Source organism: Algoriphagus sp. PAP.12, from assembly GCF_026652115.1.
Classification (GTDB): domain Bacteria; phylum Bacteroidota; class Bacteroidia; order Cytophagales; family Cyclobacteriaceae; genus Algoriphagus.
The window spans coordinates 274504-300991 of the sequence record NZ_JAPPSQ010000002.1 but is presented as its reverse complement, the minus strand read 5'-3'; the positions used below and the strand labels follow the sequence as shown (position 1 = coordinate 300991).

The window sequence follows — 26488 nt, the reverse complement described above, 5'->3', positions numbered from 1 at the left end:
TATTTTTATAGTCAATCATTTTTGAAATACAGCCAAGACAAAGATATGGCGATCATCAGTACTTTACTAAAGAAAGGCATACGGTTGAGAGAAAGTTTGGAACAAGAGCATTCTCAACCATTAGAGCTTCAAAAACATGAATTGAAAAAACTGCTCATTCATGCAAATAGGACCCAAATAGCTGAAAAATATGGTTTCAATGGCATATTGAAATCATTCAAGCAGGATAATCATACTTTTTATGAACGGTTCAAGGATCAGGTTCCCATTTATGATTATGACAGTATTCATCAAGAGTGGTGGCATAAGTTAATGGATGGAGAAAGGGATGTCACCTGGCCGGGAAAAGTCAAGTACTTCGCTTTAAGTTCTGGGACATCTGGAGCGGCTTCCAAATATATTCCGATCACCAAAGACATGGTCAAAGCCATCCGTCGAACCGGAGTGAGGCAAATTTTGAGCTTGTCAAAATATGACCTTCCGCCATCTTTGTTTACCAAAGGGATCTTGATGTTGGGGGGAAGTACCGATCTGGAATTCAACGGGACTTATTTTTCCGGTGATTTGAGTGGAATTACAGCTGGGAGATTGCCTATTTGGTTTCAGCGATTTTATAAACCTGGAAAGAAGATTTCCAGAAACAAAAACTGGGGAGATAAGCTGGAGCAGATTGTCGAAAAAGCTCACAAATGGGATATCGGGATCATTGTAGGTGTTCCTGCATGGCTTCAGATTCTTTTAGAGAAAATCATCGAAAGATATCAAGTCCAAAATATCCATGAGATCTGGCCGAATTTGCAGATTTTCGTTCATGGAGGAGTTTCTTTTGAACCCTACAAAAAGGGTTTTGAAAAGCTTTTGGGGAAACCCATGACTTATATTGAGACCTATTTAGCATCTGAAGGCTTTTTGGCTTTTCAGGCATTACCTAACCGCAAATCCATGCGATTGGTCTTGAACAATGGGATCTTTCATGAATTTATTCCATTCAATGACCAAAACTTTGATGAAAATGGAGCGATTAGGCCGGGAGCTGAAACTTTGAAAATAGATGAGGTGGAGATAGGGAAGGATTATGCGATTTTGATTTCCACCTGCGCTGGAGCTTGGAGATATCTGATTGGAGATACGGTTAGGTTTATTTCCAAAGAAGAATCAGAAATCATCATCACGGGTAGAACCAAGCATTTTTTAAGTCTTTGTGGTGAACATCTCTCAGTTGATAATATGAATAAAGCTGTTGAATTGGCGGCTGAGGAATTGGATGTCAATGTGAAGGAATTTACGGTCTTGGGAATTCCTCATGGGAGTTTGTTTGCACATCATTGGTACATCGGAACCAAGGTTCAAGTGGATTCTAGAGAGTTTTCAAAATTGATTGATAAATACCTCAAAGAGCTCAATGATGACTATGCGGTGGAAAGAAGGCATGCCTTGAAATCGGTTTTTTGTGATGTATTGTCAGCAGATGTTTTCTATGAATGGATGAGGTCTCAAGGAAAAGAAGGTGGTCAGAATAAATTTCCAAGAGTTTTGAAAGGAGAAAAGGCTTTGGACTGGCAACAATTTCTAAAAGAGAAAGGAGTCGGAAGCTGATGGGAGCATGGTTGGAGGGAGTCAGTATGGGATTATTGCTTTCGGCGATGATCGGTCCTGTCTTCTTTACCCTAATCCAAAGTAGCTTGGAGCATGGCTTTCGATATGCCATGGCTTTGGCATTTGGAATTCTGGTATCGGATACTTTTTATGTTTTGGTGACCTATTTTGGAATTAGTCTATTAGTCCAATTTCCCTCATTTGAGCAAATTTTAGGATTTGGAGGTGGGTTTATTTTAGTTGGTTTTGGAGTCGGAAGTCTTGTGAAAAAAGATAAACCTCGACCGAATTCCGGAGGATTACCAGTTGCGAAGGGGAAAAAGAAAACAGCTTTCCTCAAAGGCTTTAGCATCAATGGAATCAATCCATTTGTGCTTCTTTTTTGGATTTCAATTGCCAGTTTGGTTGGTTCCAAGCAGAATTTCTCTCCAACTAGTGTATTTCTTTATTACTTCGGGATTCTTGGGACAGTGTTTTTGATTGATTTGATCAAAGCATTTGTCGCCAAGAAGCTTGCAAAATTTATTACTCCAAAGATTACTTTTTATATGAATAAGGCCGTAGGAATTATCTTGATCGGATTTGGCCTCAGGATGCTCTATTTAACTTGGTTTGTTTGAACTTCTTCACCTTCCAATTGTATGCGAGATTCCTCTGAGCAATTGGTTTTAAAATTATCCTGATTTCCTGCCAACATGCTGCAGGTTCCTGTTCCCATTCCCATGATTGTTTTCATGGCATCTTGTGTACTCACATCAAGCAAAACCAATTTTTCTTTGGGTACATGGTAAATATTTCCATTAGCAGGATTGGGGGCTGTTGGGACGAATACAGTTATTAAGTCATCATTGATTCTGTCTGTGATAAAGCCTGTCATCATTGTTCCGGATTGAAATGGATCGATTAAAACAACTTCTGAAAATGGAAGTTTTTTAAGTCCAACGAACTGTAAAACTGTCTGTTGGATCATGCTATACAATGGGACTTTGGATAGGTACTTTTTCTCAAGGATCGAAAAATAGATTTTACCCAGTCTATTTCGGATGATAGCTCCAATGATGAAGATGAAAAAAACCAAGATTCCCAATGAAAGAAAATTGATAGACCAATGGGGTTCACCGGTGCTCGAATCCAAAATGGAACTGATGGGGGCTACAATTTTGAAAATGAAGTTAAAGAGGAAGGACAATAGAAGTAGGACGATACTCAAGGGTAGAAGGATGATGAATCCTTGAATCAATGTATCTATCAAAAAACCTCTTTTACTTCTTATCACAGATTCTTCCTTTAAATTGGTTTCAGTTTCCATAGCCCTTTTTTATTTATAACAGATTAATGCCTAATTAATTAGATAATACTATGCCATAGGTAAAAAGCTTTTAGGAGGCGGATTTTGACTAATAGAATGTGTAAAAAATGCGCTGTAATGTGTATTTTCTTCTCCAGTTCCACAGATTTATGAAAAGGCTATAAAGCATTAAGCCTATTTTGAATCAGGAAAAAGTATTCTGTGTCATTGATCACAGAATCTAAATACTTAGATTTTGTACTTTAGGTAATCAAATAAATGTCAAAGAGATGAGCTATTACAAAGAGAAAATTTTTAAATCACCATCTATTGAAGAGTTGAGATCAAAATTAGAAGCAGCGCTAAAGGAGGAAGGGTTTGGTATCCTCACTGAGATCGATGTGCAGGCTACTATGAAAAAGAAACTGGATAAAGATTATCCTCCTTATTTGATTTTAGGAGCCTGTAATCCTGTTTTTGCAGACAAAGTAATCCAGGCAGAGCCTCATATCGGTGCTTTACTTCCATGTAATGTTACAATCCGTGGCTTGGAGGATGGACAATTTGAAGTGGCTATCATGGACCCGATATCTGCCATGGCTGCAGTACAAAATCCCGAGATTGAACCCTTGGCAGGTGAGGTAAAAGAAAAGCTAGAGAGAGCACTGAATTCGATTTAATTGAATAGTTATTTATAAAAAGTGAAAGAGCAACGTCCATTCCTAGTGGCGTTGTTTTTTTATTATGTATTTCCGCTTTTCTGCCAGTAAGAATTTTAATCAGTCTAAAAGCTGCAAAATGGTTCAATTCAAGCAAACTTCGGTTATCGGTGATCGGTCATCCGTCTCGATTCGCAAAGGGAATCTGGCTACTGGCAAGAATGCAAACAATCATATTTTTTATTTATAGGATAGTACTTTTTGAATCTGTTACAAAAACTTTATTACTCCTTCATTTTTAGTAAATTGGTTTCATTCCTATCCTTTTTAATTTTTAATACAATCTACTATGGAATCGAAATACGGTTTTTTGAAAATGAATATCCAGGAATTTGGTGGATGGCTAGCAAGTCAGCGTGTAGCCAGAACCATACTTACCGTGCAACAGCATCATACTTGGGTTCCGAATTATTCACACTTCAATGGCTCTAATCATTTTGAAAGGCAACAGGCGATGAAGAATCACCATGTTGGCTCGAATGGTTGGAGTGATATTGGACAGCATTTTACCATTTTTCCAGATGGAATGATCGTCACTGGAAGGTCCTTGGAAGCAACTCCAGCTTGTATTTTTGGAAATAATCAGCATTCCATTTGTTTTGAGCATTTTGGGAATTTTGACACAGGTGGTGACCAAATGAGTCAGGAACAATTACTGGCGATTGTCAAGGCTACTGCATTGATTTGTTCCAAATTTAATCTTCCAGTCAATCAATTTGGAATTATATATCATCATTGGTTTGACTTGAGTACAGGGAAAAGAAATAATGGAACAGGTACCAATAAATCCTGCCCTGGAACCAATTTCTTTGGCGGAAATAAAGTGGAAGATTTCCTTCAGCATTTTGCTCCATTAGTAGCTGCTGAGGTAGGAGGGAATGTTGTGACTGAAATTCCAAAGGATTTGGGTTATGCAATCGTGACTGCAAATCGACTCAATGTGAGGGTAGGAGCTTCGAGTAGTTTTTCGAAAGCCTCGGATAGACAACCCGTTGAAAGAGGCGCTGTTTTGAGAGTATATGATGAGTCAAATGGATGGCTGAAAATCTCCAAAAGCCAATCTCACTGGGTTTATGGGCGATATACCGAACCAGTAAAGCGAGCTACTGTCAATGCCAATGTACTCAATGTCAGAAGTGGTCCAGGTACGAATTTTTCAGTAGTGGGAACTTTGCCAAAAACCGAAGAGGTATTTATCATTACCGAAAGCGAAGATTGGTGCAGATTGGCTCTGGAAGAAAAATGGTTGAGTAAACGTTTTTTAGATTTTGTGAGTGAATAGCCTTTTCAAGGTGAATATATATCCAATTTCTAATCGATATCATTACTAATCATATCAAAAGTTTCTCGGACTTTAGGTTTGAAATTCCACTTTAGGGCTATAGTCGGTCCATAATAGACATCCAATTGAGTTCCATTAGTTCTTAATTGCATTTGCGCAATAATTCCAGTTAACACAGTTAAATTATCTGTGACGGTGGCTGAATAATATACCGATTGTCTGAATATATCAAATCTGCTTTTGGCATAATCCTTTGAGGGAAATTTGAACATGATCTCAGTATAATAGGAGAGGTTGTGAGTTTTGAAAGTCGGATTTTCTTTGTGAGGTAAAAAATGATTGACACCAAATCTGCCTCTTAATCTTGGGATGGTTCTGGCTATACCGTCCTTATCATCAAAAAACTGGTTTCGAATCTCACTTGTTCAAATAGGCTACCTCTCGGCATGTTTTGCATGTAGGTGCCCATTACAATTATGCGTTTTTCTAATATTTCAGGATTTCCAGCCTCTTCGATTTCATATTTCTTATTTCTGGCGTAGCTGACATATAGCTTCATGTGTTTCAAGCCGGAATAAACTAGCCATGGCCTGATTACAAACCGTTGGACATAGGCATATGGATTTGAATTTGTGTAGGCTCCTTGGGTGACTAACTGGAGATCCACTTGTCCTGATAGGTTCCATTTTTCCTGAATTGGAAAGGCAACATCTACTTCTGCAATAGCTGCTGGAATAAACCCCAGTTTGTATTTAGGGTCTGACTGGGCTTTGAGGAAGCTCGGAGTTAAAAATAAAGATAAAACTAGCAAGATGAATGGTGCTGTTTTTCCTAAAACACACCATTGAATACTCGGTTTTTTTATCACTGAATGTAGTTAAAAGTCAAGAAATAAAAATAACGATTCCATCTAAGTATTTCACGATTTTTCAAAAACTGGTATTTAATTTAATTCATAAATAGACAGGAGATAATTGAAATTTGAGTGGATTAGGCTTTTTCAGATGTATAAAAAAAGGTTGCCCTCTTTCGAAGGCAACCTTTTCAATTATTTCAAGACCTGATTAAAGGTATTTTTCAACTGGAACATAAGGTAAGTCGAATGCTTCAGCCACTGCTTTGTAAACGATATCACCTTGGATCACATTAAGACCTGGAACCAATTCTTTGTTTTCCTGAGCTGCTTTTTTCCATCCTTTATCTGCCAATTGGATTGCATAAGGTAGAGTAGCATTAGTCAAAGCCAAAGTAGAAGTATAAGGTACAGCACCCGGCATATTGGCTACACAATAATGAACTACATCATCGATGATGAAAGTAGGATTTTCGTGAGTAGTTGGCTTACAAGTTTCGATACATCCACCTTGATCTACAGCCACGTCTACCAATACCGTACCTGGCTTCATGTCTTTCAACATGTCCTTAGTGATCAAATGAGGAGCTTTAGCACCTGGGATCAATACAGCTCCGATGATCAAGTCAGCAGATTTGATCATTTCGCGAATATTGTATTCGTTTGACATCATGGTGTTAACGTTTGCAGGCATTACGTCATCAAGATATCTCATGCGAGGAAGAGATACATCCATAATTGTAACATCTGCTCCAAGGCCAGCTGCCATCCATGCCGCTTGGGTACCTACGATACCACCACCTAGGATCAAAACTTTGGCAGGAAGAACCCCTGGTACACCACCCAAAAGAATTCCACGTCCTTTCAAAGGCTTTTCCAAGTAGTTTGCACCTTTTTGTACGGACATTCTACCAGCCACTTCAGACATAGGGATCAACAAAGGAAGGCTTCTGTCAGCTTTTTCTACAGTCTCATAGGCAAGACAAACAGATTTGCTTTCAACCATCGCTTTGGTCAAAGGCTCGTAAGAAGCAAAGTGGAAATAAGTGAATAGCAATTGATCTTCTTTGATCAATTTATATTCAGGTTCAATTGGCTCCTTTACCTTCATAATCATCTCAGCGATCTCGTAAGTTGCTTCGATTGTAGGAAGGATGTTAGCGCCAGCTTCTACATACATTTCGTCAGAGAATCCACTTCCCTCACCAGCTGTATGTTGTACATAAACTGTATGACCTCTTTTGACCAATTCTTTGGCACCCGCTGGGGTTAAGGCGACACGGTTTTCGTTGTTTTTAATTTCCTTAGGAACACCTATAATCATGGCTAGTCTATTTGGATTTAAATTATGCGGGCAAAGATAGTAAGGGGGGACGATTCTAAATGCATTTTTTAGAATAGTATTTGGTCTCGTTTTGAAAAAAGTTGTTTTTCAAAAGAATATTCTATTATTAATTTTGAGGATGATGAAAATTTCAAAATTCAAATTTTAAAAGAGGAAAATTCTGAGAATTAATTTTGGCTAAAAAGCTGGTTTACAGTAGAATAAGTTTATTATGTTTTCAAATATTTTAGAGGTGTAAAACGCTTTAACAGAATAATATTTGTTTTTAGATTGTTTTTTCTTGTTAAATCAAAATTTTAGTCTGAAAATATGTCTAGATTAAATTTGCAAAAAAAAAGTATTTGGCTATTTTTGATCTGCATAGAAAAATGTGCCCAAATAGACCCAAGTAACTTTAGTAAACAATTCAAATGGCAGAACTAGATATCAGTAGAAAAAACCGGCCCAAATACCTCGGGGATCATCAATCTGTTTTAGAGGACTTTAGAGTTGCTATGATTAGCAGACATGCCTCTTTGATGGGTAGAAAAGAGGTGTTTATGGGTAAAGCCAAGTTTGGAATTTTCGGAGATGGAAAAGAGCTTGCTCAAATTGCTATGGCCAGAGCTTTCCAAATCGGTGATTTTAGATCTGGATATTATCGGGATCAGACATTCATGATGGCATTGGGTGAGCTTTCAGTTCAGCAATATTTTGCTCAATTGTATGCCCATACCGATGTAGAAGCAGAGCCAGCAAGTGCAGGAAGGTTGATGAATGGTCATTTTGCCACAAGATCATTGAATGAAGATGGTTCTTGGAAGGAGTTGACAAAAATGTATAATTCTGCTGCAGATATTTCCCCGACAGCTGCACAGATGCCCAAGCTTTTGGGATTGGCATATGCCTCCAAAGTATATAGAGAAAATAAGGGGCTGAAACACCTGACTCAATTTTCAATCCATGGTAATGAAGTGGCTTGGGGAACGATCGGAAACGCATCCACTTCTGAGGGTATGTTTTTTGAAAGTATCAATGCTGCAGGAGTGATGCAAGTTCCAATGGTGATCGCCATTTGGGATGATGGATTTGGAATTTCAGTTCCTCAAGAGTTTCATACGACTAAAGGAAGTATTTCTGAGGTTTTGGCTGGTTTTCAGAGAACTGAAGAAAAACCTGGTGTTGAAATAATAAATGTCAAAGGTTGGGACTATGAAGGTCTATTGGAGGCATTCTTCGAAGCTGGTGAATTGGCAAGGAAGGATCATATTCCTGTCATGATCCATGTGGAAGAAATGACTCAGCCACAAGGTCACAGTACTTCTGGTTCCCATGAAAGATATAAATCTGCTGAAAGATTGCAGTGGGAGAAGGATTGGGACTGTAACAAAAAGTTTAGAGAGTATATTCTTGAAAATGGTATTGCCACTGCAGATACCTTAGATAAAATAGAATCTGAGGCGAAGGCTTTAGCCAGAAAAGAGAAAGAAGCTGCTTGGACTGCTTTTAGTTCAGAGATCAAAAAGGAATTGGCTGAAGCCGTTCAACTGATCAAGTCTGCAGCTAATGGAAGCACTAGAAAAGTGGTTTTGGACCAAATGGCTGAAGAACTGAAAAAGACAATCAATCCAATTAGAAAGGATGTGATTTCTACAGTTCGAAAGGCATTATTGATTCTGAGATATGATCAAAATGCTGAAAAAGATGCTTTGAAATTCTGGTATGAAGAGAGACAAAAGGATATTCATGACAGATACAATAGTCACCTTTACTCTGAGTCGCAGTGGTCAGTTTTAAATATTAAAGAAGTACCTGCTGAGTTCAAAGAAAACTCTCCAACAGTAGATGGTAGAGAAGTGCTTCAGGCATATTTTGATGCCAAACTGGAAAATGAACCCAAATTCTTCGCTTTTGGTGAGGATGTAGGGAAAATTGGAGATGTGAATCAGGCTTTTGCGGGCCTTCAAGCTAAGCATGGAGAATGGAGAGTAGCTGATACCGGTATCCGTGAATGTACCATTGTAGGACAGGGGATAGGTGCTGCTTTGAGAGGTTTAAGACCTATCGCAGAAATCCAATATTTGGATTATTTGCTATATGGTTTGCAAATGCTTTCCGATGATTTGGCATCTCTTCATTATAGAACCAAAGGCGGTCAGAAAGCTCCTGTAATTATCAGAACCCGTGGCCACAGATTAGAAGGCGTTTGGCACTCCGGATCTCCGATGGGAATGATTCTTTCCTCATTGAGAGGAATGGTGGTTTGTGTTCCTAGAGATATGACTCAGGCAGCAGGAATGTATAATACGCTTTTAAACTCTGATGATCCGGCCATTATGATCGAGTGTCTAAATGGCTATAGATTAAAAGAAAAGCTTCCTGCAAATTTGAATGAATTTACAGTTCCTTTGGGTAAGCCGGATATTCTTCGTGAGGGATCAGATATTACTGTTGTGACTTATGGCTCCATGTGTCGAATAGTGTTGGAAGCAGCAGCAGAATTATCTGAAATCGGAATTGAAGTGGAAGTCATAGATGTACAAACCTTAGTTCCCTTTGATGTTCATGGTGTGATAGGAGAATCTGTGAAAAAGACGAGCAGAGTTATTTTTGCAGATGAGGATGTACCAGGTGGTGCCACTGCCTATATGCTTCAGCAAGCAATGGATGAGCAGAGAATTTTCTCCTATTTGGATTCAGAACCTCAGACTTTACCTGCTAAGGCACATAGACCTGCCTATTCTTCGGATGGAGATTATTTCTCAAAGCCAAGTACAGATGATGTGGTAGAAAAAGTATATGCCATTATGCATGAATCTAATCCTAAAAAATTCCCAGCTATTTAAAGGAAGAGATAAATAAAAAAGAGGCTTTAAATTAATTCAAAGCCTCTTTTTTTATGTTTTAATTTCTTGTGATCTGCTTTAAAGTAACTTCTTGACTAGATACCTCATTGCTTCGGTTGAGTTGCCTATCCTGAATTTGGACGTCTACTCGGATGGTGTCATTTCTAAAAATAGCTTCCCAACCTGAAGAAAGCATGCCATAACTTATATTCCCTTCTACAGCCTGACCTTCATCTGAATTAAGAATTCTAGGGAAGCGACCGTTAAATGTGGTATAATAAGGAGGGTCTTGCCATTTGAACTCAGTAAAGGTTCCATTTTTCTTTATGAAAAACTTTACGAAAATATTGTATTGATCTGGGTTTTGAACGACCCATATCGTGTCTTTCACAATCTGGTTATTTACAATTGGGTCTACTACCCAGTCAATTGGATTATAGGAAGGCGCTTCAGTTGGTCGGTTTCCATAAGTAATTAAATTTCCCGCAGCATCCCTTTGATAATTTACGGAATTAAAGGGAGGGTCGATTTCTGTTGCTGCCAATCCCAAATCCCCTTCTGCATCTTGAAAATCAATCCCGACGATCAAAGAATCTGCACCTGAAGTAGGTACATATTCTAAGGATTCAAAAGTTATTAATGGGGTAGAAGGGAAATTTTCAGGTGGGTTGACACAGGATGCCGCGGCAACACTTAAAAAGAATAGTCCTAAATAACTTTTCAATCGCATATGGTGAGTTAAATTTACAACCGGAAAAAGGTTTGCCCGGTTGGGTACATGCAAAATATAAAACGATGCAGGATTTTAAAAGTTTTTCGAGTAAGGTGTCAAATTTAAAGTCAGAAGACTTTGAAAGCCTAGCTTTAGAAATTTTTTATTTTCAATCCTCTCGAAACCCAATCTACAAAGCGTATCTGGATGCTAGAAATATAACGCCTCGATCCATCCATTCGCTACAAGAAATTCCTTTTTTACCAATTCGTTTTTTTAAGGATTTTCATGTCCTTTCAGGGGCAAAAGAAGAGTTTGAAGGATTCTTTTCAAGTTCTGGAACTACAGGAATGATTACCAGTAAGCATTATTTCTGGTCTCAAAAATGGTATTTGGAGCATTCAAAGCGGCTTTTTGAAAATTTGTACGGTAGTTTAGAGGACTTTCATGTGTTGGCTTTATTGCCGGCGTATCTGGAAAGGAAGGGAAGTAGTCTTGTCGCCATGGCTGATTATTTTATTCATGAATCCAAATCTGACCATTCAGGCTTTTACCTCTATAATCAGGAAGAACTTTTGGATAAAATGAAGCTTCTAGCAAATGGCCCTAAGAAAGTTTTGCTGCTGGGAGTGACTTTTGCTCTATTGGATTTAGCAGAATCCGGTCAGAAATTTTTTCCTATGGAAAATCTCATCGTCATGGAAACAGGTGGTATGAAGGGGAGAAGAAAGGAGATGATCAGAGAAGAAGTTCATGATATTTTGATATCTTATTTTCAGGTCCCTGCGATTCATTCTGAGTACGGAATGACTGAATTGATGTCTCAAGCATACTCAAAGGGAAAAGGAAAGTATACGCTACCGACTTGTATGCGCGTTCTATTGAGAGATGTCAATGATCCATTTTCCTGGTCCAATAGATCCCAGGGTGGTATCAATGTGATTGATCTCGGGAATTTTCATTCCTGCTCATTTATTGAAACCCAAGATTTGGGGAAATATGATGAAAATGGAATGCTTGAAGTCTTGGGTAGATTTGATAATTCAGAGATCAGAGGCTGCAATCTTCTGGTTCAGTAATTGCTTAAAAAGGATTAATTAAACATATTTGAAAAGCCTAAACATATATTCATGAAAAAATTAGCCACTATCGCATTATTGATCGGAGTATTAGCATTAGGAGCCTGCGCTTCTAGCAAACCTTGCCCAGCTTACGCAAAGGCTTCGGTTGAGCAAAGATCAAACGGATAAAAAAATGCTGACTATCAATAGTCAGCATATTTTTTTATATCATCCAGACTGATCGTGGGCTCACCCAAGATCACTAGCCTTTCTACTACATTTCGTAATTCTCGGATATTTCCGGTCCATGGAAATTCCTGAAGTTTTGCCAATGCCTCTTTGGTAATTCCACGTTTCGAATCTCCACTTTCTGCAGCTATATCGGATAGGAACTTCTCGATCAATAGAGGTATGTCATCTTTTCTGTCTTTCAAAGCTGGAACCTGGATCAAAATCACACTCAATCTGTGATAAAGATCTTCTCTGAATCGCCCCTCTTCGATTTCCTTTTTAAGGTCTTTGTTGGTTGCTGCCAAGACTCGAACATCTACTTTGATGTCCTTGTCACTTCCTACACGGTTGATCAGGTTTTCCTGTAAGGCTCGCAATACTTTGGATTGAGCTGAAAGGGACATGTCTCCGATTTCATCCAAAAATAAAGTTCCAGTTTGAGCTTGTTCAAATTTACCTGCGCGTTGCTTGTGTGCGGAGGTAAATGCTCCCTTTTCATGACCAAAAAGCTCTGATTCGATCAATTCAGAAGGAATTGCAGCGCAGTTTACGGCTACAAATGGATTTGAGGAACGATTGCTTTTTTGGTGAATCCAATGAGCTACCAATTCTTTTCCAGTACCGTTTGGACCGGTGATCAATACTCTCGCATCAGTTGGAGCTACTTTTTCAATAGTTTCTTTGACTTGAAGAATAGGCTTGGATTCACCTACCATATCAAATTTCTTGGAAAGCTTTTTCTTGAGAACCTTTGTCTCTGTTACTAGATTGTTTTTGTCCAATGCATTGCGAACAGTCAAAAGCAATCTGTTGAGATCCGGTGGTTTGGGTATGAAATCAAAAGCTCCTTTCTTGGTTGCTTCCACTGCAGTTTCTATGCTCCCATGCGCAGAGATCATGATAAACTGAGGCGACTTGTCTAAAGCCTTGGCTTGATCTAACACCTCAATTCCGTCCATTTTGGGCATTTTCACATCACAAAGTACCAAATCAAAATCTTCCTCTTTGAGTTTGGCAAGTCCTTGTTCCCCATCTTGGGCTTCACTGACTTCAAATTTTTCGTATTCGAGTATTTCTCTCAGGGTGGATCTGATGACTTTTTCGTCATCGATAATCAGAATTTTTGACATAGGTCTAAGTTAAAAGAAAAAGTGCAAGTCTGTAAGCCGGGTTCTGTAATCTCCACTAAAAAGTGAAGACGCCTGTCATTTATCTAGTCCTGATTTCACAAGCAGGATCCATCGATCTACCCACCCCGGAATCCCGAAAATCGAGAATCGAACGAGCAGCTCTTTGCCCGAGGCCTATTTGATCTTTCAACCCATAAGGTTTGCCATGCCCTCGACATCACTGCCGAAGCGGTGGGCTCTTACTCCACCTTTTCACCCTTACCCCAAAGGGGCGGTATATTTTCTGCGGCACTTTCTGTATGCCAACCGTCGCCAGTTGACACCCTTCCCGTTAAGAAGTATGGCGCTCTATGTTGCCCGGACTTTCCTCTCCAAATCCAAAAGATTTGCAGCGACAAGCCGACTTGCACTTTGCAAAGTACGTGATTTTGGAATAATGAGTTCTGATTTTTTTATGTTCAGAAAGAATCCATGTGTAGGAAAATCACCTCAATTGTAAAAAAATCTAAAAAAACTCTCTGTCTGTAAACCTTTTACCCAAACTTATGTTTCTGTATTTGAAAGCTAATAATAGCTTTTCTTCATAGTGCTGGGTTGAGCCGCTCTCCATAAAAAGGGAGCGGTTCTTTTTTTACCCTTTACAATCGAAAAGGATGCTTAACTTTGTCAAAAAAAATAGGCTATGATTTTGGTGGGCAATGCAGTCCTTTCGGATGATATCAAGGAAAATTTTTTCGTTTGCGACTTAGAAGCATGCAAAGGTGCATGTTGTGTGGAAGGTGATGCGGGAGCTCCACTAGAAGATGATGAGACTAAAATTCTGGAGGATATTTATCCGATTGTTAAGGATTATATCACTCAAGAAGGGCGCGATGTAATCGAAAAACAGGGCGTGTGGGTATTTGATAAAGATGGAGACAAAGGAACTCCTACAATCGGCGATAACCGGGAGTGTGCTTATGCGCTTTATGATGAAAGAGGAATCCTAAAATGTGGGATTGAAGAAGCTTATTTGGATGGAAAGATTTCTTGGAAAAAGCCGATCTCTTGCCACATGTATCCTATTCGCGTGACCAAATACGATCAGTTTGAAGCATTGAATTATGATCGTTGGCACATTTGTGATCCTGCTTGTCAGTTAGGGAAAAGCCTTCAAGTTCCTTTATATCGCTTTCTCAAAGATGCCTTGGTAAGGAAGTACGGAGAGGCATGGTATGAGGAACTGGTTAAGGAAATTGAAGGCTAATTGAATCTTAGTCAGTCTTAATCTTGTAGTGTCTAATAGGTTGTTCCCCTAAAAGATGCTCGATAAAATAATCCCACCGCTTTTTAGTGAAATAGTCCCCGTTAGTTCTTCCGAAACTGTGATTTCGACTTGGCCAGATAAACAAATCAAAATCTTTATTAGCAGCGATCAGAGCCTCTGCAAGCTTGAAAGTTGCTGAAGGGTTCACATTTTCATCTATTCCTCCGTGAGCCAATAAAAGGTGACCTTTTAGGTTTGCTGCATTGGTGACGTTACTTTGCTCGTGGTAGAAATCTCCTCTCGGATAACCCATGTACATTTCTGGCCACCAGGCTTTTTCCATTCGATGATCATGATCTCCCGCTGAAGCAACTCCCACTTTGTAAAAGTCCGGATGAAGGAGCATGGCTCTGGCAGCGTCATAACCTCCCGCGGAATGTCCGAAAATTCCTACTTTGTTGACATCCAGGAATTTGTTTTGAGAAGCCAATTCTTTGATTGCTAATACATGATCTGTCGTTCCATCCCCAAGGTTGTTATAAGAAACGTCATTGAAAGCTTTGCCTCGGCCAGCAGTTCCCAAACCATCTACTGTTACCACCACAAATCCCAACTCAGCCATAGGTTGCTGAAGTCCAATCAAAGCTGATTTGAATGTTTTAGGAGTGATATCTATATGTGGCCCGGTATAGGTATAATCGATGATCGGATACTTTTTCTTTTTGTCAAAAGTGGTAGGAAGATAATAGATTCCGTAAATGGTGGTTTTACCGTCTTTGGCAGTTGCAGTGAACTGCTTAGGACTTTGATAGCCTCTTTTTTTCAGGTTGGAAATATCTGCTTCTGAGATTTTGAAAAGAATCTCTCCTGAATTTAAATCCCTTACTACCGAAACGGTAGGCTGATCAACTCTAGAATAATTGTCGATAAAATAGTCTTTCCCGTCTTGATAGGAAACAGAATGGAATGAGTTCTCAGGTGTTAAAAGTGTCAGTCCTGATCCATCCAATCCAATTTTGTATAGCATAGAATAGTAAGGGTTGATGTCTTTTTCTTTACCGGAACCCATGAAGTACAAAACTTCATTTTCCTCGTCTAGATAGACAAGTTCTTTCACGACATATTCTCCGCTTGTGATTGGATTGATTTCCTCCCCACTTTTCCAATCATAAAGATAAAGATGGTTCCATCCTGACTTGTCAGAACTGATAATAAATCTGCCATCTTCCAATCTTCTCAGGATTGGGCCATTATTGATATGTGTGTCTGAAGATTCAGCGTAGACTTTTCGAACATCTCCAGATTCTCTATCCATTTCAATCAAACTCATTTCCTTATAACCTCTTGGAAAATAAAGTCCATTGAGTGTTTGGCTATCCGGACTCCATCTTAGGTTGAGGCCTGTAAAATGCGTTCCTGTTAGTTTCGGGAATTTCTTCTCTGTTCGATTTTCCACATCGAATAGCACCGGGATGTAATTAACCACGGTGGAATCACCCGGCGAACCTCTGTAATAGGCCATCAACTGTGGTCTGAATTTGTCCTCCTGGCTGAAATCAAGGAGAAACATTTTTTCTGCTAATCTCAGATCAACAATCTGAGTTTGGATATACTTGGAATCTGGAGACCAACGGGCTGTAAAATGCTCTGGTCTTGTACCATTTTCACCATAAAGCATATCTGACCATCCCCAAAATGATGCGTATTCATAGTTTTTTTGCCCGTCAAAACTTAACTGAGTCACTTCCCCGGTTTCCTGGTTTTCTACATACAGATTGAAATTTTGGGTGTATGCTTTCCATTTTCCGTCAGGAGAGATAGCATAATCCCTGTTTGGAAAGTCTCTGGCAGGAGAGGAGGAAAGCTCCTCTTTTTCAGGGGTATAAGTCCAGCTTTTATTCTGAAAGTTAAAGCTAATTTCTCCGGATTCCTTGACACTCAATCGATTCAAAGGAAGGTTCCCTGCATCAATTTCTTCACCAGAGTGGTCTGAAAGCAGTTTTGCCAGTTTTTCATGGTCAAAAAGCTCCTCTGTTTTTTGGGTTGAAATATCAGTGATAAAAAACCTTTTTCCATCCTTGGTAAAGGTTTCATGCCAAAATTTCTCAGTGCCTTGTATCCAATTGGGGATGACTTCCATATGATACACTTCCCTTTGGATATTATTACTGAGAAAATACTCGGCACGATGATAGGTGTTTTCTGTGATTTGGGAAAAGGCTTGAAAACTAAAAAAGGACAAGCTTATCCAAAGAATGAACTGAAAAGGTTTGAAAGTCTGAGTCTTGAGCATAGGTCGAGGTTCAATTTTAAGACAATTTATCCCCAAATACCTAAGAATACATCCTCGAAATTGACCGAATGTGGTGTGTTTTTGTAGATGGTATTATTTATCCAGCAGCATCATAGGCTTTTTTGAGCCAATCGATAGTTTCCCTCCAATATTGTTCTTCAGGATTGACGATCATGATTCTATGACTGACCATCCCATTGGATTTGGTGTCTATTTCCAAAATGCCGGAGGGTTCTTCTCCTTTCAGATTGACTCCAACTTCATATCTTGTCTTTGTAGCGGGAATGAGAAGCGCAAATTGTTTCTTTCTACGAACACTCACATAGGCGTTTTTTGGGGCAAATTCCACATCTTTTCCAAAAGCTGAAATCTCCTTTTTCAATTTTTCGAAAAGGGGTAAAAAGTGCTCTTTTCCTTTATATTGTTTGGTGATTAATTCATCCGTATCAGAAACGGATCCCGCATCTGATTTCAGGGTTTTATGAGCGACCAAATTGGCAAACCCATGAGTAAATCCATGATCTGCTTTTAGGAATTTCAAAATCTCTCCATGCTTTTGGAAGTTTTCCTTTTTGACAATGGATACCCATTCGTCGAGGCTTTTGCCGGTGTTTTTTTCCAGATTGGCTATCATGGTTTGAGCTGCTGCATCCATACTATTTTGGGTTGAATAAATGCTTAAGGTAACTGAAATAGGGAAATGATCTGATCCTTTTTTTAGTGAATTTGAAATTGCCTGGATTTCCGGATCGTTCTTTTCGGTATAAGGATTCCAAACTTTGCCATTACTAAAATTGAGAGTTTGACTACCCAAAATATGGTCGATCAATACATTGAATTCGTCACCGGTGATTCTGTCTCTAAATCTTCCCGAGTTGGGAACCCAACCATAAGAATTCAGCTTGGGTTTGGGTAGTACTGATTTTAAAATCCACTCAGGTTTCCAAGGATCACCCAAAAGGATTTCTACTGCACTTTTGCTGAATTTATTTTCATAGAAATCCAATTCAAAACCATCATTGATATCTCCCATGACGATCACAGGTTGGCCTTTTTCAAGGTAATCATCACAGCGGGATCTGATATGGGTACATTCGGCAAATAGTCTTAGTCGATCCCTCGCTGACAGCTGCTCAAAGCGTGCATAATCAACTCGGTCAAAAATCCCTTTTGATTTGGTGTGTGCCACAATAACTCTTGAAATCAATTGATCATTTAAGTCTAGAATACTCAATTCCAAAGGTGGGCGATAATGCTTGTATTGCTCATGAATTAAACGGTTGGTGGTATCCACTAAGAATGGTTCTTTGAAGCTCTTCTTTTCATCATTTTCAGGTGTGAAAAGAACTTTTACTTTGTCAGGTTTATAAATGGCACAGAGCTCTTGTTGGCCAGGAGAGGGGAAGCCATGGATAGCTTGGTAATTGGAATCGGGAATGAATTGTTGAGTCCAGGTGACCAATTGCTGACTAGCTGTTTTGCTTTGGTCCACCAGCGTATTTGGACCTTCAACTATTCCTAAAAAATCAGGGTCAATTGTCTGAATGACTTCGGCCAGCTGTTGGCTTCGTTCTTTTTCCTGATGTGTCATTCGTGGAATTCCATCAAGATCGAAAAGATCTCTCATCCACTCTACGTTGTAAACACCAAAAGTTAAGTCCATAAAAAAAGCTTTTGAAGTAAAAATTATTCAATAAGATAATCAATTACTTCAAAAGCTTAAAATCAATCGGTTGTGCTTTAGACTTTTACATAGATTTTCTTTTTGTCCATCCAAAGTCCAATAAGCCAGATAACCAGCATATAGCTTATTGCGAATAAGAATGAAGCTAATTTTGGACTTAGCCATGAGGTATACAAACTTGCATAAATAGCTCCTCTTAAGGTAGTATCACCAATACTGATCATTGAAGCAGCTGTAATGACCAAATCAGCCATGATGTAAAGCATCAATGGGTTTCGACCGAAGACCTGAAAGAAATAAGTCCAGCCTTTGAAATCTTTGACCTCAATAAAGAAGATCAAAATAGAAAGAATGATCAAGTCCCAACCCACGGTTAATAACACATAAGGACTAGTCCAAATCTTTTTGTTGATAGGAAAAACTACGTCCCATAAATAGCTGCCTGCGATCAAAACTACTCCAGTAACCAAAAGCATTCTAACCGTCTGGGCGGTATTTCCTTTCTTCTGGATGTATTTTCCCGCTAGATAGCCGGCAATTACATTGACAATGGATGTGAGTGTACTTAATATGCCTTCAGGGTCAAATGGAAGTCCTTCTCCCATATACATGCGAGGTTCACCGATTAGGATTTTATCCAGTTTGATCGCTGCATTTCCCTCCAATGTATAGTCTCCAAACAAAGCCATAATCGCCCAATAACCCAGAAGAGCAATTCCTGAGAATATCCATCCACCTTTTTCTTTGCCATAATAAAGAATAAGCGCAGCGAAGAAATACGCCAATGCAATTCGCTGTAATACGCCTAGAAGACGAACTTCTGCTAGATTTTTGAAGACCATTTCACCGGCTTCATTATAGTCAAAGAAAGGGAAGGCATTCAATAACCATCCAATCAAGAAAATAAGAAGGGTACGTTTTCCAACTTTCTTGAAAAACTGTGAGCTTTCCATCTCATTGAGCTTTTTCATCGCAAAACTCATAGCATTACCTACCACAAATAGGAATGTAGGGAAAACTAGGTCTGTTGGGGTGAAGCCATGCCAATGGGCGTGGGCTAAGGGTGCGTAAAGGTTGGCCCAAGAACCCGGAGTATTGACTATAATCATAAATGCAATAGTCATTCCTCGCAGGACGTCTAAAGCAAGGTAGCGATTACCTAGGCCTGACCTGATAGGGATTTGTGTCATTATTGGTGGTTTGTAATTAGTTTTTTACTTCTAAAGTCTTGAAGATAAAATATTATCTTGTTTTCAATTCAAATTGCCATCGAATAGATTACTTATGAAAAAAGTGGAAATAAAAACTCTTCTCGCTAATACTACTGTCAAACTATCAGAAAGGCCTACCTACTTAGACCTTGATGCTTCAGAAAAAAAGAAAAAAAAGGAATTAAATGATCTGAGAGAAGCACTAAGCGAACATCAAGATACCATGTATGCGCATGGCAAGTACGGCGTATTAATCTGTTTGCAAGGCATGGATACAGCCGGAAAAGACAGTTTGATTAGAGAAGTATTCCAGGAATTTAATCCAAGAGGAGTGGTTGTCCATAGTTTTAAAACTCCAACCTCATTAGAATTGAAGCACGATTATCTTTGGAGGCATTACATAGCGTTGCCAGCAAGAGGAAAATATGCGGTTTTCAATAGAACTCACTATGAAAATGTCCTAGTGACTCGTGTACATCCAGAATATATCATGGCAGAAAATATTCCAGGGATAGATTCTGTAGAAGACATCACTCCGGAATTCTGGACTCAGCGATTTGAGCAGATTCGAAATTTTGAAAAGCACGTATCTGAAAATGGAACGGTAATTCTCAAATTCTTTTTACATCTCAGTAAAGAAGAGCAGAGAAACAGATTGCTTCGAAGGTTGGAGAATGAAAAGCATAATTGGAAGTTTTCGCCTGGAGACTTAAAAGAAAGAGCGCTTTGGGACAAGTATCAGGAATGCTATGAGGAAGCTATCAAAGAGACCTCCACACCATATGCTCCTTGGTACATTATCCCATCGGATGATAAAGAGGCTGCAAGAGTTTTGGTAGCAAAAGTCATCTACGAGACCATGATGAAATTAGAAGGTATTCAAGAACCTGAATTGGATGATGAGATTAAAGCAAAATTGGGCCAATACCGAGAAATGCTATCAAAACCTGAAAATTAATATTGGACTATAAGGGTTGTTTTTGTGCTTTTTAAAGAATTCTAATTAGATTTTTTGTATATTCATTAGCTTTTAAATAATTGATTTTTAAACATTTAACTTTTGAATATATGAAAACTTTGTTTCTTTCATTCTGCGTTAGTTTTGTACTATTCTCGTGTAAAGGTCAATCAGGGATAAGTCAAGTTAGTCTTCCAGATGAACTACTTTATGACTATGAAATGGTTTTTAAGTCAAATTCAGGCTTTAAAGTAATTACAGAAAATGATGATTGTCAAAATGGCTTTGCTGACTCAAAGTGCAACCAAAAAATCTTGCAAAAAAAGGATTCAATAAGGAAATACATAAAAAGAATTGATAGTTCAATAAATGTTTCTGATGATCAAATTCGAGTTTTAGTTGAAGTATCTGTTTACTTAAAGGGCTTGAAATTGGATCAATTAAATAAGTTAATAAATAGTCCTTATAGCTCTGAATACGAACTAACTCAGAGTATTGAAATCCAAGCCAAGCGTCCGATCATGCAGACTGAGTATTTGGAACAAGCCAAGAGGCCACAGATGCAGGAACAGATGAGGTATGATTCGATTGGAAAATCAAGTATCATGGTTCAGCGAATAGGCGGGGGAGAGCCACAAGGAGATAATCCGAGTCACAGAGTATGGATAATCGATACTGGAATAGATTCATCTCATCAGGATATTAATATATTTTTTCCAGAAGATACTTTATCAAAAGATTTTGCGAACAGCGGCAAAAATCCATTTATTGATAGTATTGGACATGGGACTTTTTTGGCAGGTGTGATAGGTGGAATTGCATCTAGTGAGCCAGAATTTGAAGAAGGGTATGGTGTGAATGGAGTGTATCCTGGAGCTAAAATGGTGTCACTCAAAGTCTTTGATAAAAAGGGGAAGTCAAATACCTCCTTGATGAAATCAGCCCTTGAATATGTTTATCAATACGGTACTCAAAGAGATATAGTCAATTTAAGTTTGGGGTATGATTTAAAATCAGCACCATGTAATAACGGACCAATACTTTCATTTTTGGCCAGCTTGGTGGGTAAAGGAATATCCATTGTAATGTCTGCGGGAAATGATGGGAATTCATCCACAACTAACTTTCTGGGATGTGTAAACTTAAGCAGTTCTCAATCAGGAATCGAAGCGCAGACCTATACTATTGGATCTATAGAAATGCCATTAATGGGAACTTATTGGTTTTCAAGTTTTTCAAATTATGGAATCCCCTCGATAGATTATTTGGAACCGGGGGAACAAATATTTACAACAGCACCTGGAGGAAAATATGTTGTTGTTTCGGGTACATCTATTTCGGCGGCTATATTTTCTGGTATTTTATACCATAATCAAGAGGTAGGTATTCTCGGGTATACAAGGAGGGGAAATGACGGAACAGGTGGACCAGACCCTATTTATAAAATAGGGAAAATTAACTTTTAATTTTTCTAAGTAACTATTGGATTTTTTGATGATTATAATTAAGTTGAATACGACTTAATGCTGATCATAATGAAAAAAATGCTGTTAGTTTTGGGGTTGATCATGGTGTCAACCCTGATTTTTGCACAAAATAAAAACTATGTAGTGGTATTCAAGGATAGCTTTGAAGCGCCTATTAGGAAAAATCAAATCAGGAATCCAAATAGAGGGCAGCAAGCTAATTCGAATGCTTCCAGTAGGAATCAAAAAATAGCAAAACTTGATCAGTTTTTAAGGCAAAGGAATATACAGCAAGGTCAAGCAAAAAAGTTTGTAGATGGGGCTGTGGGATTTGTCGCTTCACTGAATTCTAATGAGGTTTCGAATCTAAGAAATGACCCAAATGTACAATCTGTACTTGAGGACTTCCAAATGCAAAGTCGTCCCCGCATGCAGGGAACCAGACCTAGAATGCAAGGTGAAAATTTTGGGGATTGGTTATATGATCCTGCAATAAAAGCCAGCTGCGCAATCCCATTGATGGGAGGATCATCGACTGGGTCATCCAGATCTTCGATTTGGATTATTGATTCGGGTGTAGAAGGAACTCATACAGATCTAAATGTTAGTACGAATCCAAATTTTTCAGCATCATTTATCTCAGGCGAGAGCCCATTAGAGGACTTTGCAGGGCATGGAACCCATTGTGCAGGATTAGCTGCTGGGATGGGACGAGGAAATCCTGGAGTAACCGGGATGTCTCCAGGAGCTGAGATTATTCCGATCAAAGTATTGGACAGGAATGGATTTGGGAATTGGTCTGACTTAGTTTTGGCTTTAAATCATGTTGAGAAATTTGGTGTTGCTGGGGATGTGGTAATGATGAGTTTGGGTGCTTCCGAGGTTATGGACTGTGAGAATTCTGAACCTTTTTTAAGAGATATAATATTGGATTTGGGTAATAAGGGAGTTTTTGTGGTAATGTCCGCAGGGAATGAGACAGCTTTTGCCAATTCCAACTTACCGGGTTGCATAAATGGACCCAATGTAGTCACCGTAGCATCCGTAGATTTCAGTTGTGGGGAGATTGGTGGTTTTAGTGCTTTTTCAAATATGGGAATTCCGCCAATCGATTGGGTAGCTCCAGGTAATGCCTTAGTATCTACATTTCCTAGGAATAGCTACAATGTAATGTCTGGTACATCGATGGCTGGTGCCCTTGTGGCTGGATTGATCCATTCGAAAGGAGGTCTCCCTAATCGGGGAGTTTCTGTCCAATTTGGAGGTGTTACCTATTTCGTTGCAGGTCGATAGTCTGAAGTTTTTTATTCATTTCGACTATACTCTCATCAATTTCATTTAACAATGAAATCATCTTAGGATCTGTGATCCAGTCTTTGAAAATTGGATTGAAAAGGATGTTGAAATCATCCCTATAGCCAAAATTTATTGCAGTTTTCAGATAAGATAGAGCTTTGGCTCTATCGCCTTTTATTGCTTCTAATTGAGCAAGGTCAAACCAAAGGTTTGAGTCATCATCTGTAATTTGGTTTGCAGGTTGTCTTATTTCCAAAGAATGATTGACAAAGGCCTGATATAATGAATCTTTTCCGGAAACTTTGTAGCAATATGCTAGAAAGATAGGGGCAGAGTAATAGGGATCGTCCATACTATCTGGGATTTTATTGAACGATTTTTCTAAAAGCTCTTCGGCATATTCAACTTCATTTGCGAAAAAGGCAACGTAACCAGCCGACATATAACCATATCCAGAAGTATCATTTTGAATTTTGAGTATTTCATCTATTTCTTTTAATGCTTTCTCTTTGTTTCCTTCTTCTAAATAGACATAGGCCATTTGTTCATTGGTAACAGCCGATGGATATACAGAATTTGATCTTTCAAGCCATTCCATAGCTTTATCTGGTTGATCTAGGATCCTATAGATCCAACCTGTGATTTGAATAGGAATAAATCTTGTTGGATTCAATGATGCGGATTTTGCCTGGAGTTGAATTGCCTCGACTAATTTTCCCTGAGTCATGTAGACTGTCGCAAGATTCCCAATTGCCGGGCTAAAATTTGGATTATTTGCCCTTGCTCTTTCAAATGAGATCTGAGCTAAGCCAATTTGGCCTTTGTAATAATAAGCCGAACCTCTGGCTGCATATGCCTCTTCAAGATATGGGTCAATTTCGAGTGCTTTTTCACTAATCAATAAGCTGGAGTCCAACCAAGATCCTTTCTTGCCATAGTATGCGTATTGAGAATAACAGCTTGCTAATCCTGTATAAGCTTGTGCATAATTTGGGTCCAGTGCAATTGCTTTTTTGAATTGCTGTACAGCTTTCTCCAATGAGTCGCCATCGTAGTAATCGTAATACTCTTTTCCCTTCAGAAATAGACTATAGGCCTCAAAATTAGATGTTTGCTCTTTTGATATTTGATTGCGCTCTTGAGTGCTCAATTTGCTATTGAGAATAGTGGCAATTTTGGAAGCAATCTCTGTTTGAACTTTGAAAAGGTCCTGGACTTCCCGATTATAGGTCTCGGTCCATAGATTTTTGTTTTCTATTGGGTCAACCAGTTGAACATTGATTTGAATCCTTTCACCAATCCACTGGACAGTTCCAGTTAATATTGTAGATACATCTAATACTTCGGCAATGGAATCTAGATCCGATTCTTTGTTTTCGAATTCATAAGCTGCGTTTTTATCAATGACCTTAATGCTTTCAATTTTAGAAACATGGGAGATGATGTCTTCTGTTAGTGCTTCTGCAAAAAATTCATGCTCAGGATTAGTTATGATATCTTTGAAAGGAAGAACTGCCACAGATTTTTCTTTTTCCCATATATTTTGATTCCAAAAGATCGAGTAAATCAAATAAGCTAATAGAATAAAAGTGATGCTCAGGACTGTCCAGAATTTCCAAGGTGTTTTCTCTTGGTAATTGATGTTTTGGATGATTTCAGAGCGCTTAGGTACAGCGCAAGGTTTATTGGTGACAGCATAAAGCTGTACTGCTTGTTCTACGTTTTTAAGATGAAAAGGGCCTAACTTGAGTGTGTTGAATTCAGAGTCTTCTGGAATGAGTTCTTGGACCTTTTCTGAGATCAATAGACAGGATGGGATACCAATACCTTGTATTCGTGAGGTCAGGTTTACAGCATCACCGAATACATCTCCATGATCAAATATGATTTCTCCACAATGAAGTCCGATTCGGATACGGACATCATTATCCATTTTTTGGACTTTCTTCTGGATTTCGATACTGGCTTGTATTGCTTCTGGGACGGTCTCAAATGTGGCCAAAATGCCATCTCCCAATTCTTTGATGATTTGACCTCTGAATTTGCTGAGAACCTCCGTATGGATTTCCGAGTTTTTTTTCATCAAAGCAAAAGCCCGATCTTCGTCTTTACCCATCAAACGGGTGTATCCAACGATATCTGAGAAAAATACTACAGACTGTTTTTTGTTATGATCTTGGCTCATAGATTTCCAAATGGAAAATTTCTTTCGGGCTGTTGATATGCTCTTTTAAACTAGTCAAAAAAGTACTGGAAAAAAATATTCTTTAAGATTTAGGACAAGGTTTGTATGAAAATTTATTGCTTTCAAATTTCTTGGAATAATTATAAGCTGGATTTGTAAAGTTTAATGATTTTAACCGTTTCTGATGATTCTTTCATCTAGTTGCAATGGATAAATTTTAGACTTAATGGAAGGAAAATCTTTTGATTGTGGATTTATTACGAAATTTTTTGAGGTAGGATCTATGATAGAGGGTGCTGAAAAACAAAGGTTTCCGGATTTCAAGAACTCCGTTCCGAACATTTGTGAAGCAAGTGTCGATGGGATATGGTTCCATTTTGAAGGTAAGTCTTCAATTTTCGGGAAGTATATCAATTCTTCCGGTAAATTGATCTCCATGACGGAGTATAATACATAGCGGTTTGAAGAGAATAGTTCTGGGTCTATTGTGAGTCGTTCTAATAGGGAAGAGGAGATACTGGATCCGGCATAAATTGCAGGATAACCTGGGAGGTTCCACCTTCCTCCATATAGTTTTGCCCCTTCACCGCTGAGATCAGTATACTTGGTTAATGCTATTCTGTAAACTTTCATGTTCGTCAAATTGCAACTCCGTGCTGTAGACGCATTATTTCTATTTTTAGAAGATCTATACCTTCCGAAACATCAATCAAATCCAATGGGCGGCGATTTCCGAGGGAAAATAGGGGTCTATCCATCCATCTCCTAAAGCCCTCACGGCCAAAATAATTTACCCCTATTGTATAGAGATCTGCCAATTCGTAGATTTTCTCTGATTGAATTGTATCAAACGTGTCTTTTCTTTGAAGTGTCTTAGATGAGACTCCAAGTGCATTGGCTAAAGTATTATAGTCTAAACCTGATAGCTCTTTGAGACTTTCAAATGATTTTTTTGGCAAGCCATCTCGGAAAATTTCCAATCTGCTCAGTGGCTCTTTCAATCGATCTGCTCCAACTTTGAGGATTACTGGAATGGATACGGGAGATATTTGATATTCAGCAGTTGGTTCGTTGACTTTGGCATCTTTATGTTTCATGATACTAAAA

At 38.7% G+C, this 26488-nt stretch carries 22 protein-coding genes and 1 other RNA gene; 10 read left to right on the top strand and 13 right to left on the bottom strand.

What is annotated here, in order from left to right; genetic code table 11:
- The first annotated feature begins 45 nt into the window (after nt 1-45).
- Nucleotides 46-1596 carry a GH3 family domain-containing protein gene (locus O0V13_RS04685; RefSeq protein WP_268033894.1) on the top strand — a complete coding sequence of 517 codons (1551 nt, stop codon included), beginning with the start codon at nt 46-48 and terminating at the stop codon, nt 1594-1596.
- Nucleotides 1596-2216: a LysE family translocator gene (locus O0V13_RS04680; protein WP_326492706.1), complete on the top strand. Its 621-nt coding sequence runs from the start codon at nt 1596-1598 to the stop codon at nt 2214-2216. The genes O0V13_RS04685 and O0V13_RS04680 overlap by 1 nt, the downstream gene beginning before the upstream one ends.
- Here O0V13_RS04680 and O0V13_RS04675 read toward each other — a convergent pair.
- Entirely contained in the window at nt 2195-2905 is a 711-nt protein-coding gene (locus tag O0V13_RS04675; protein WP_268033829.1) for a DUF502 domain-containing protein, read from the bottom strand. The two genes, O0V13_RS04680 and O0V13_RS04675, sit on opposite strands and share 22 nt — an antisense overlap.
- A 269-nt stretch (nt 2906-3174) precedes the next feature.
- Here O0V13_RS04675 and O0V13_RS04670 point away from each other — a divergent pair, with 269 nt between their 5' ends.
- Nucleotides 3175-3564: a DUF302 domain-containing protein gene (locus tag O0V13_RS04670; RefSeq protein WP_268033828.1), complete on the top strand. Its 390-nt coding sequence runs from the start codon at nt 3175-3177 to the stop codon at nt 3562-3564.
- Nucleotides 3565-3892: 328 nt separating this feature from the next.
- The gene (locus O0V13_RS04665) at nt 3893-4885 is read left to right on the top strand and encodes an SH3 domain-containing protein (protein WP_268033827.1); all 993 of its coding nucleotides are present in this window, start codon (nt 3893-3895) and stop codon (nt 4883-4885) included.
- Between the two features lie 29 nt (nt 4886-4914).
- On the opposite strand, the gene O0V13_RS04660 is transcribed toward O0V13_RS04665, so the two are convergent.
- The 3 genes from O0V13_RS04660 to ald all read right to left on the bottom strand — a co-directional run bounded on the left by O0V13_RS04660 (nt 4915) and on the right by ald (nt 7062).
- A complete protein-coding gene (locus tag O0V13_RS04660) occupies nt 4915-5157 on the bottom strand; it encodes a hypothetical protein (protein ID WP_268033826.1) in 243 nt (80 codons plus the stop codon).
- Between the two features lie 107 nt (nt 5158-5264).
- The gene (locus O0V13_RS04655; protein ID WP_268033825.1) at nt 5265-5696 is read right to left on the bottom strand and encodes a hypothetical protein; all 432 of its coding nucleotides are present in this window, start codon (nt 5694-5696) and stop codon (nt 5265-5267) included.
- Between the two features lie 253 nt (nt 5697-5949).
- Nucleotides 5950-7062 carry an alanine dehydrogenase gene (ald, locus tag O0V13_RS04650; protein WP_268033824.1) on the bottom strand — a complete coding sequence of 371 codons (1113 nt, stop codon included), beginning with the start codon at nt 7060-7062 and terminating at the stop codon, nt 5950-5952.
- A gap of 431 nt (nt 7063-7493) precedes the next feature.
- Here ald and O0V13_RS04645 point away from each other — a divergent pair, with 431 nt between their 5' ends.
- Complete coding sequence (locus tag O0V13_RS04645; RefSeq protein WP_268033823.1) at nt 7494-9908, top strand: alpha-ketoacid dehydrogenase subunit alpha/beta; 2415 nt, start codon at nt 7494-7496, stop codon at nt 9906-9908.
- A gap of 58 nt (nt 9909-9966) precedes the next feature.
- Here the strand turns inward: O0V13_RS04645 and O0V13_RS04640 are convergent, their stop codons facing one another.
- Nucleotides 9967-10638, bottom strand: a complete 672-nt coding sequence (locus tag O0V13_RS04640) for a hypothetical protein (protein ID WP_268033822.1) — start codon at nt 10636-10638, stop codon at nt 9967-9969.
- A gap of 65 nt (nt 10639-10703) precedes the next feature.
- Between O0V13_RS04640 and O0V13_RS04635 the strand changes: the two genes are divergently transcribed.
- The gene (locus O0V13_RS04635; RefSeq protein WP_268033821.1) at nt 10704-11699 is read left to right on the top strand and encodes an acyl transferase; all 996 of its coding nucleotides are present in this window, start codon (nt 10704-10706) and stop codon (nt 11697-11699) included.
- Nucleotides 11700-11884: 185 nt separating this feature from the next.
- Here O0V13_RS04635 and O0V13_RS04630 read toward each other — a convergent pair whose 3' ends face one another.
- Nucleotides 11885-13042, bottom strand: coding sequence for a sigma-54-dependent transcriptional regulator (locus tag O0V13_RS04630; protein ID WP_268033820.1), 1158 nt, complete (start codon nt 13040-13042; stop codon nt 11885-11887).
- Nucleotides 13043-13058: 16 nt separating this feature from the next.
- Nucleotides 13059-13453, bottom strand: an RNA gene (gene rnpB / locus O0V13_RS04625) — RNase P RNA component class A.
- 271 nt (nt 13454-13724) lie between these two features.
- Here rnpB and O0V13_RS04620 point away from each other — a divergent pair.
- Nucleotides 13725-14288 (top strand): DUF3109 family protein, encoded by a 564-nt coding sequence (locus O0V13_RS04620; RefSeq protein WP_268033819.1) that lies wholly within the window; start codon nt 13725-13727, stop codon nt 14286-14288.
- 7 nt (nt 14289-14295) lie between these two features.
- Here O0V13_RS04620 and O0V13_RS04615 read toward each other — a convergent pair whose 3' ends face one another.
- The 3 genes from O0V13_RS04615 to O0V13_RS04605 form a co-directional block, all read right to left on the bottom strand.
- The gene (locus O0V13_RS04615) at nt 14296-16581 is read right to left on the bottom strand and encodes a S9 family peptidase (RefSeq protein WP_268033818.1); all 2286 of its coding nucleotides are present in this window, start codon (nt 16579-16581) and stop codon (nt 14296-14298) included.
- Between the two features lie 97 nt (nt 16582-16678).
- Nucleotides 16679-18244 (bottom strand): DUF4287 domain-containing protein, encoded by a 1566-nt coding sequence (locus tag O0V13_RS04610; protein WP_268033817.1) that lies wholly within the window; start codon nt 18242-18244, stop codon nt 16679-16681.
- 77 nt (nt 18245-18321) lie between these two features.
- The gene (locus O0V13_RS04605) at nt 18322-19455 is read right to left on the bottom strand and encodes an acyltransferase family protein (protein ID WP_268033816.1); all 1134 of its coding nucleotides are present in this window, start codon (nt 19453-19455) and stop codon (nt 18322-18324) included.
- 94 nt (nt 19456-19549) lie between these two features.
- Between O0V13_RS04605 and O0V13_RS04600 the strand changes: the two genes are divergently transcribed.
- The 3 genes from O0V13_RS04600 (at nt 19550) to O0V13_RS04590 (ending at nt 23193) form a co-directional block, all read left to right on the top strand.
- A complete protein-coding gene (locus O0V13_RS04600; protein WP_268033815.1) occupies nt 19550-20434 on the top strand; it encodes a PPK2 family polyphosphate kinase in 885 nt (294 codons plus the stop codon).
- Nucleotides 20435-20544: 110 nt separating this feature from the next.
- Nucleotides 20545-21900, top strand: coding sequence for a S8 family peptidase (locus O0V13_RS04595; protein WP_268033814.1), 1356 nt, complete (start codon nt 20545-20547; stop codon nt 21898-21900).
- Nucleotides 21901-21978: 78 nt separating this feature from the next.
- Complete coding sequence (locus O0V13_RS04590) at nt 21979-23193, top strand: S8 family peptidase (protein ID WP_268033813.1); 1215 nt, start codon at nt 21979-21981, stop codon at nt 23191-23193.
- Here O0V13_RS04590 and O0V13_RS04585 read toward each other — a convergent pair.
- From O0V13_RS04585 to parS, 3 genes are all read right to left on the bottom strand, one after another.
- Nucleotides 23168-25381, bottom strand: coding sequence for an adenylate/guanylate cyclase domain-containing protein (locus O0V13_RS04585; protein ID WP_268033812.1), 2214 nt, complete (start codon nt 25379-25381; stop codon nt 23168-23170). The two genes, O0V13_RS04590 and O0V13_RS04585, sit on opposite strands and share 26 nt — an antisense overlap.
- Nucleotides 25382-25552: 171 nt before the next feature.
- Nucleotides 25553-26014, bottom strand: coding sequence for an RES family NAD+ phosphorylase (locus O0V13_RS04580; RefSeq protein ID WP_268033811.1), 462 nt, complete (start codon nt 26012-26014; stop codon nt 25553-25555).
- A 5-nt stretch (nt 26015-26019) separates the two neighbouring features.
- Nucleotides 26020-26478, bottom strand: a complete 459-nt coding sequence (gene parS / locus O0V13_RS04575; protein ID WP_268033810.1) for a type II RES/Xre toxin-antitoxin system antitoxin — start codon at nt 26476-26478, stop codon at nt 26020-26022.
- Nucleotides 26479-26488: the final 10 nt, after the last annotated feature.

Excerpts from the sequence above, each read along its gene's own strand:
- parS (WP_268033810.1), bottom strand. The coding sequence starts at position 26,478 with ATGAAACATAAAGATGCCAAAGTCAACGAACCAACTGCTGAATATCAA.
- O0V13_RS04660 (WP_268033826.1), bottom strand. The coding sequence starts at position 5,157 with ATGTTCAAATTTCCCTCAAAGGATTATGCCAAAAGCAGATTTGATATA.
- ald (WP_268033824.1), bottom strand. The coding sequence starts at position 7,062 with ATGATTATAGGTGTTCCTAAGGAAATTAAAAACAACGAAAACCGTGTC.
- O0V13_RS04605 (WP_268033816.1), bottom strand. The coding sequence starts at position 19,455 with ATGACACAAATCCCTATCAGGTCAGGCCTAGGTAATCGCTACCTTGCT.
- O0V13_RS04685 (WP_268033894.1), top strand. The coding sequence starts at position 46 with ATGGCGATCATCAGTACTTTACTAAAGAAAGGCATACGGTTGAGAGAA.
- O0V13_RS04640 (WP_268033822.1), bottom strand. The coding sequence starts at position 10,638 with ATGCGATTGAAAAGTTATTTAGGACTATTCTTTTTAAGTGTTGCCGCG.
- O0V13_RS04630 (WP_268033820.1), bottom strand. The coding sequence starts at position 13,042 with ATGTCAAAAATTCTGATTATCGATGACGAAAAAGTCATCAGATCCACC.
- O0V13_RS04595 (WP_268033814.1), top strand. The coding sequence starts at position 20,545 with ATGAAAACTTTGTTTCTTTCATTCTGCGTTAGTTTTGTACTATTCTCG.
- O0V13_RS04580 (WP_268033811.1), bottom strand. The coding sequence starts at position 26,014 with ATGAAAGTTTACAGAATAGCATTAACCAAGTATACTGATCTCAGCGGT.
- O0V13_RS04680 (WP_326492706.1), top strand. The coding sequence starts at position 1,596 with ATGGGAGCATGGTTGGAGGGAGTCAGTATGGGATTATTGCTTTCGGCG.
- O0V13_RS04645 (WP_268033823.1), top strand. The coding sequence starts at position 7,494 with ATGGCAGAACTAGATATCAGTAGAAAAAACCGGCCCAAATACCTCGGG.
- O0V13_RS04610 (WP_268033817.1), bottom strand. The coding sequence starts at position 18,244 with ATGGACTTAACTTTTGGTGTTTACAACGTAGAGTGGATGAGAGATCTT.
- O0V13_RS04675 (WP_268033829.1), bottom strand. The coding sequence starts at position 2,905 with ATGGAAACTGAAACCAATTTAAAGGAAGAATCTGTGATAAGAAGTAAA.
- O0V13_RS04615 (WP_268033818.1), bottom strand. The coding sequence starts at position 16,581 with ATGCTCAAGACTCAGACTTTCAAACCTTTTCAGTTCATTCTTTGGATA.
- O0V13_RS04585 (WP_268033812.1), bottom strand. The coding sequence starts at position 25,381 with ATGAGCCAAGATCATAACAAAAAACAGTCTGTAGTATTTTTCTCAGAT.
- O0V13_RS04590 (WP_268033813.1), top strand. The coding sequence starts at position 21,979 with ATGCTGTTAGTTTTGGGGTTGATCATGGTGTCAACCCTGATTTTTGCA.
- O0V13_RS04635 (WP_268033821.1), top strand. The coding sequence starts at position 10,704 with ATGCAGGATTTTAAAAGTTTTTCGAGTAAGGTGTCAAATTTAAAGTCA.
- O0V13_RS04665 (WP_268033827.1), top strand. The coding sequence starts at position 3,893 with ATGGAATCGAAATACGGTTTTTTGAAAATGAATATCCAGGAATTTGGT.
- O0V13_RS04620 (WP_268033819.1), top strand. The coding sequence starts at position 13,725 with ATGATTTTGGTGGGCAATGCAGTCCTTTCGGATGATATCAAGGAAAAT.
- O0V13_RS04670 (WP_268033828.1), top strand. The coding sequence starts at position 3,175 with ATGAGCTATTACAAAGAGAAAATTTTTAAATCACCATCTATTGAAGAG.
- O0V13_RS04600 (WP_268033815.1), top strand. The coding sequence starts at position 19,550 with ATGAAAAAAGTGGAAATAAAAACTCTTCTCGCTAATACTACTGTCAAA.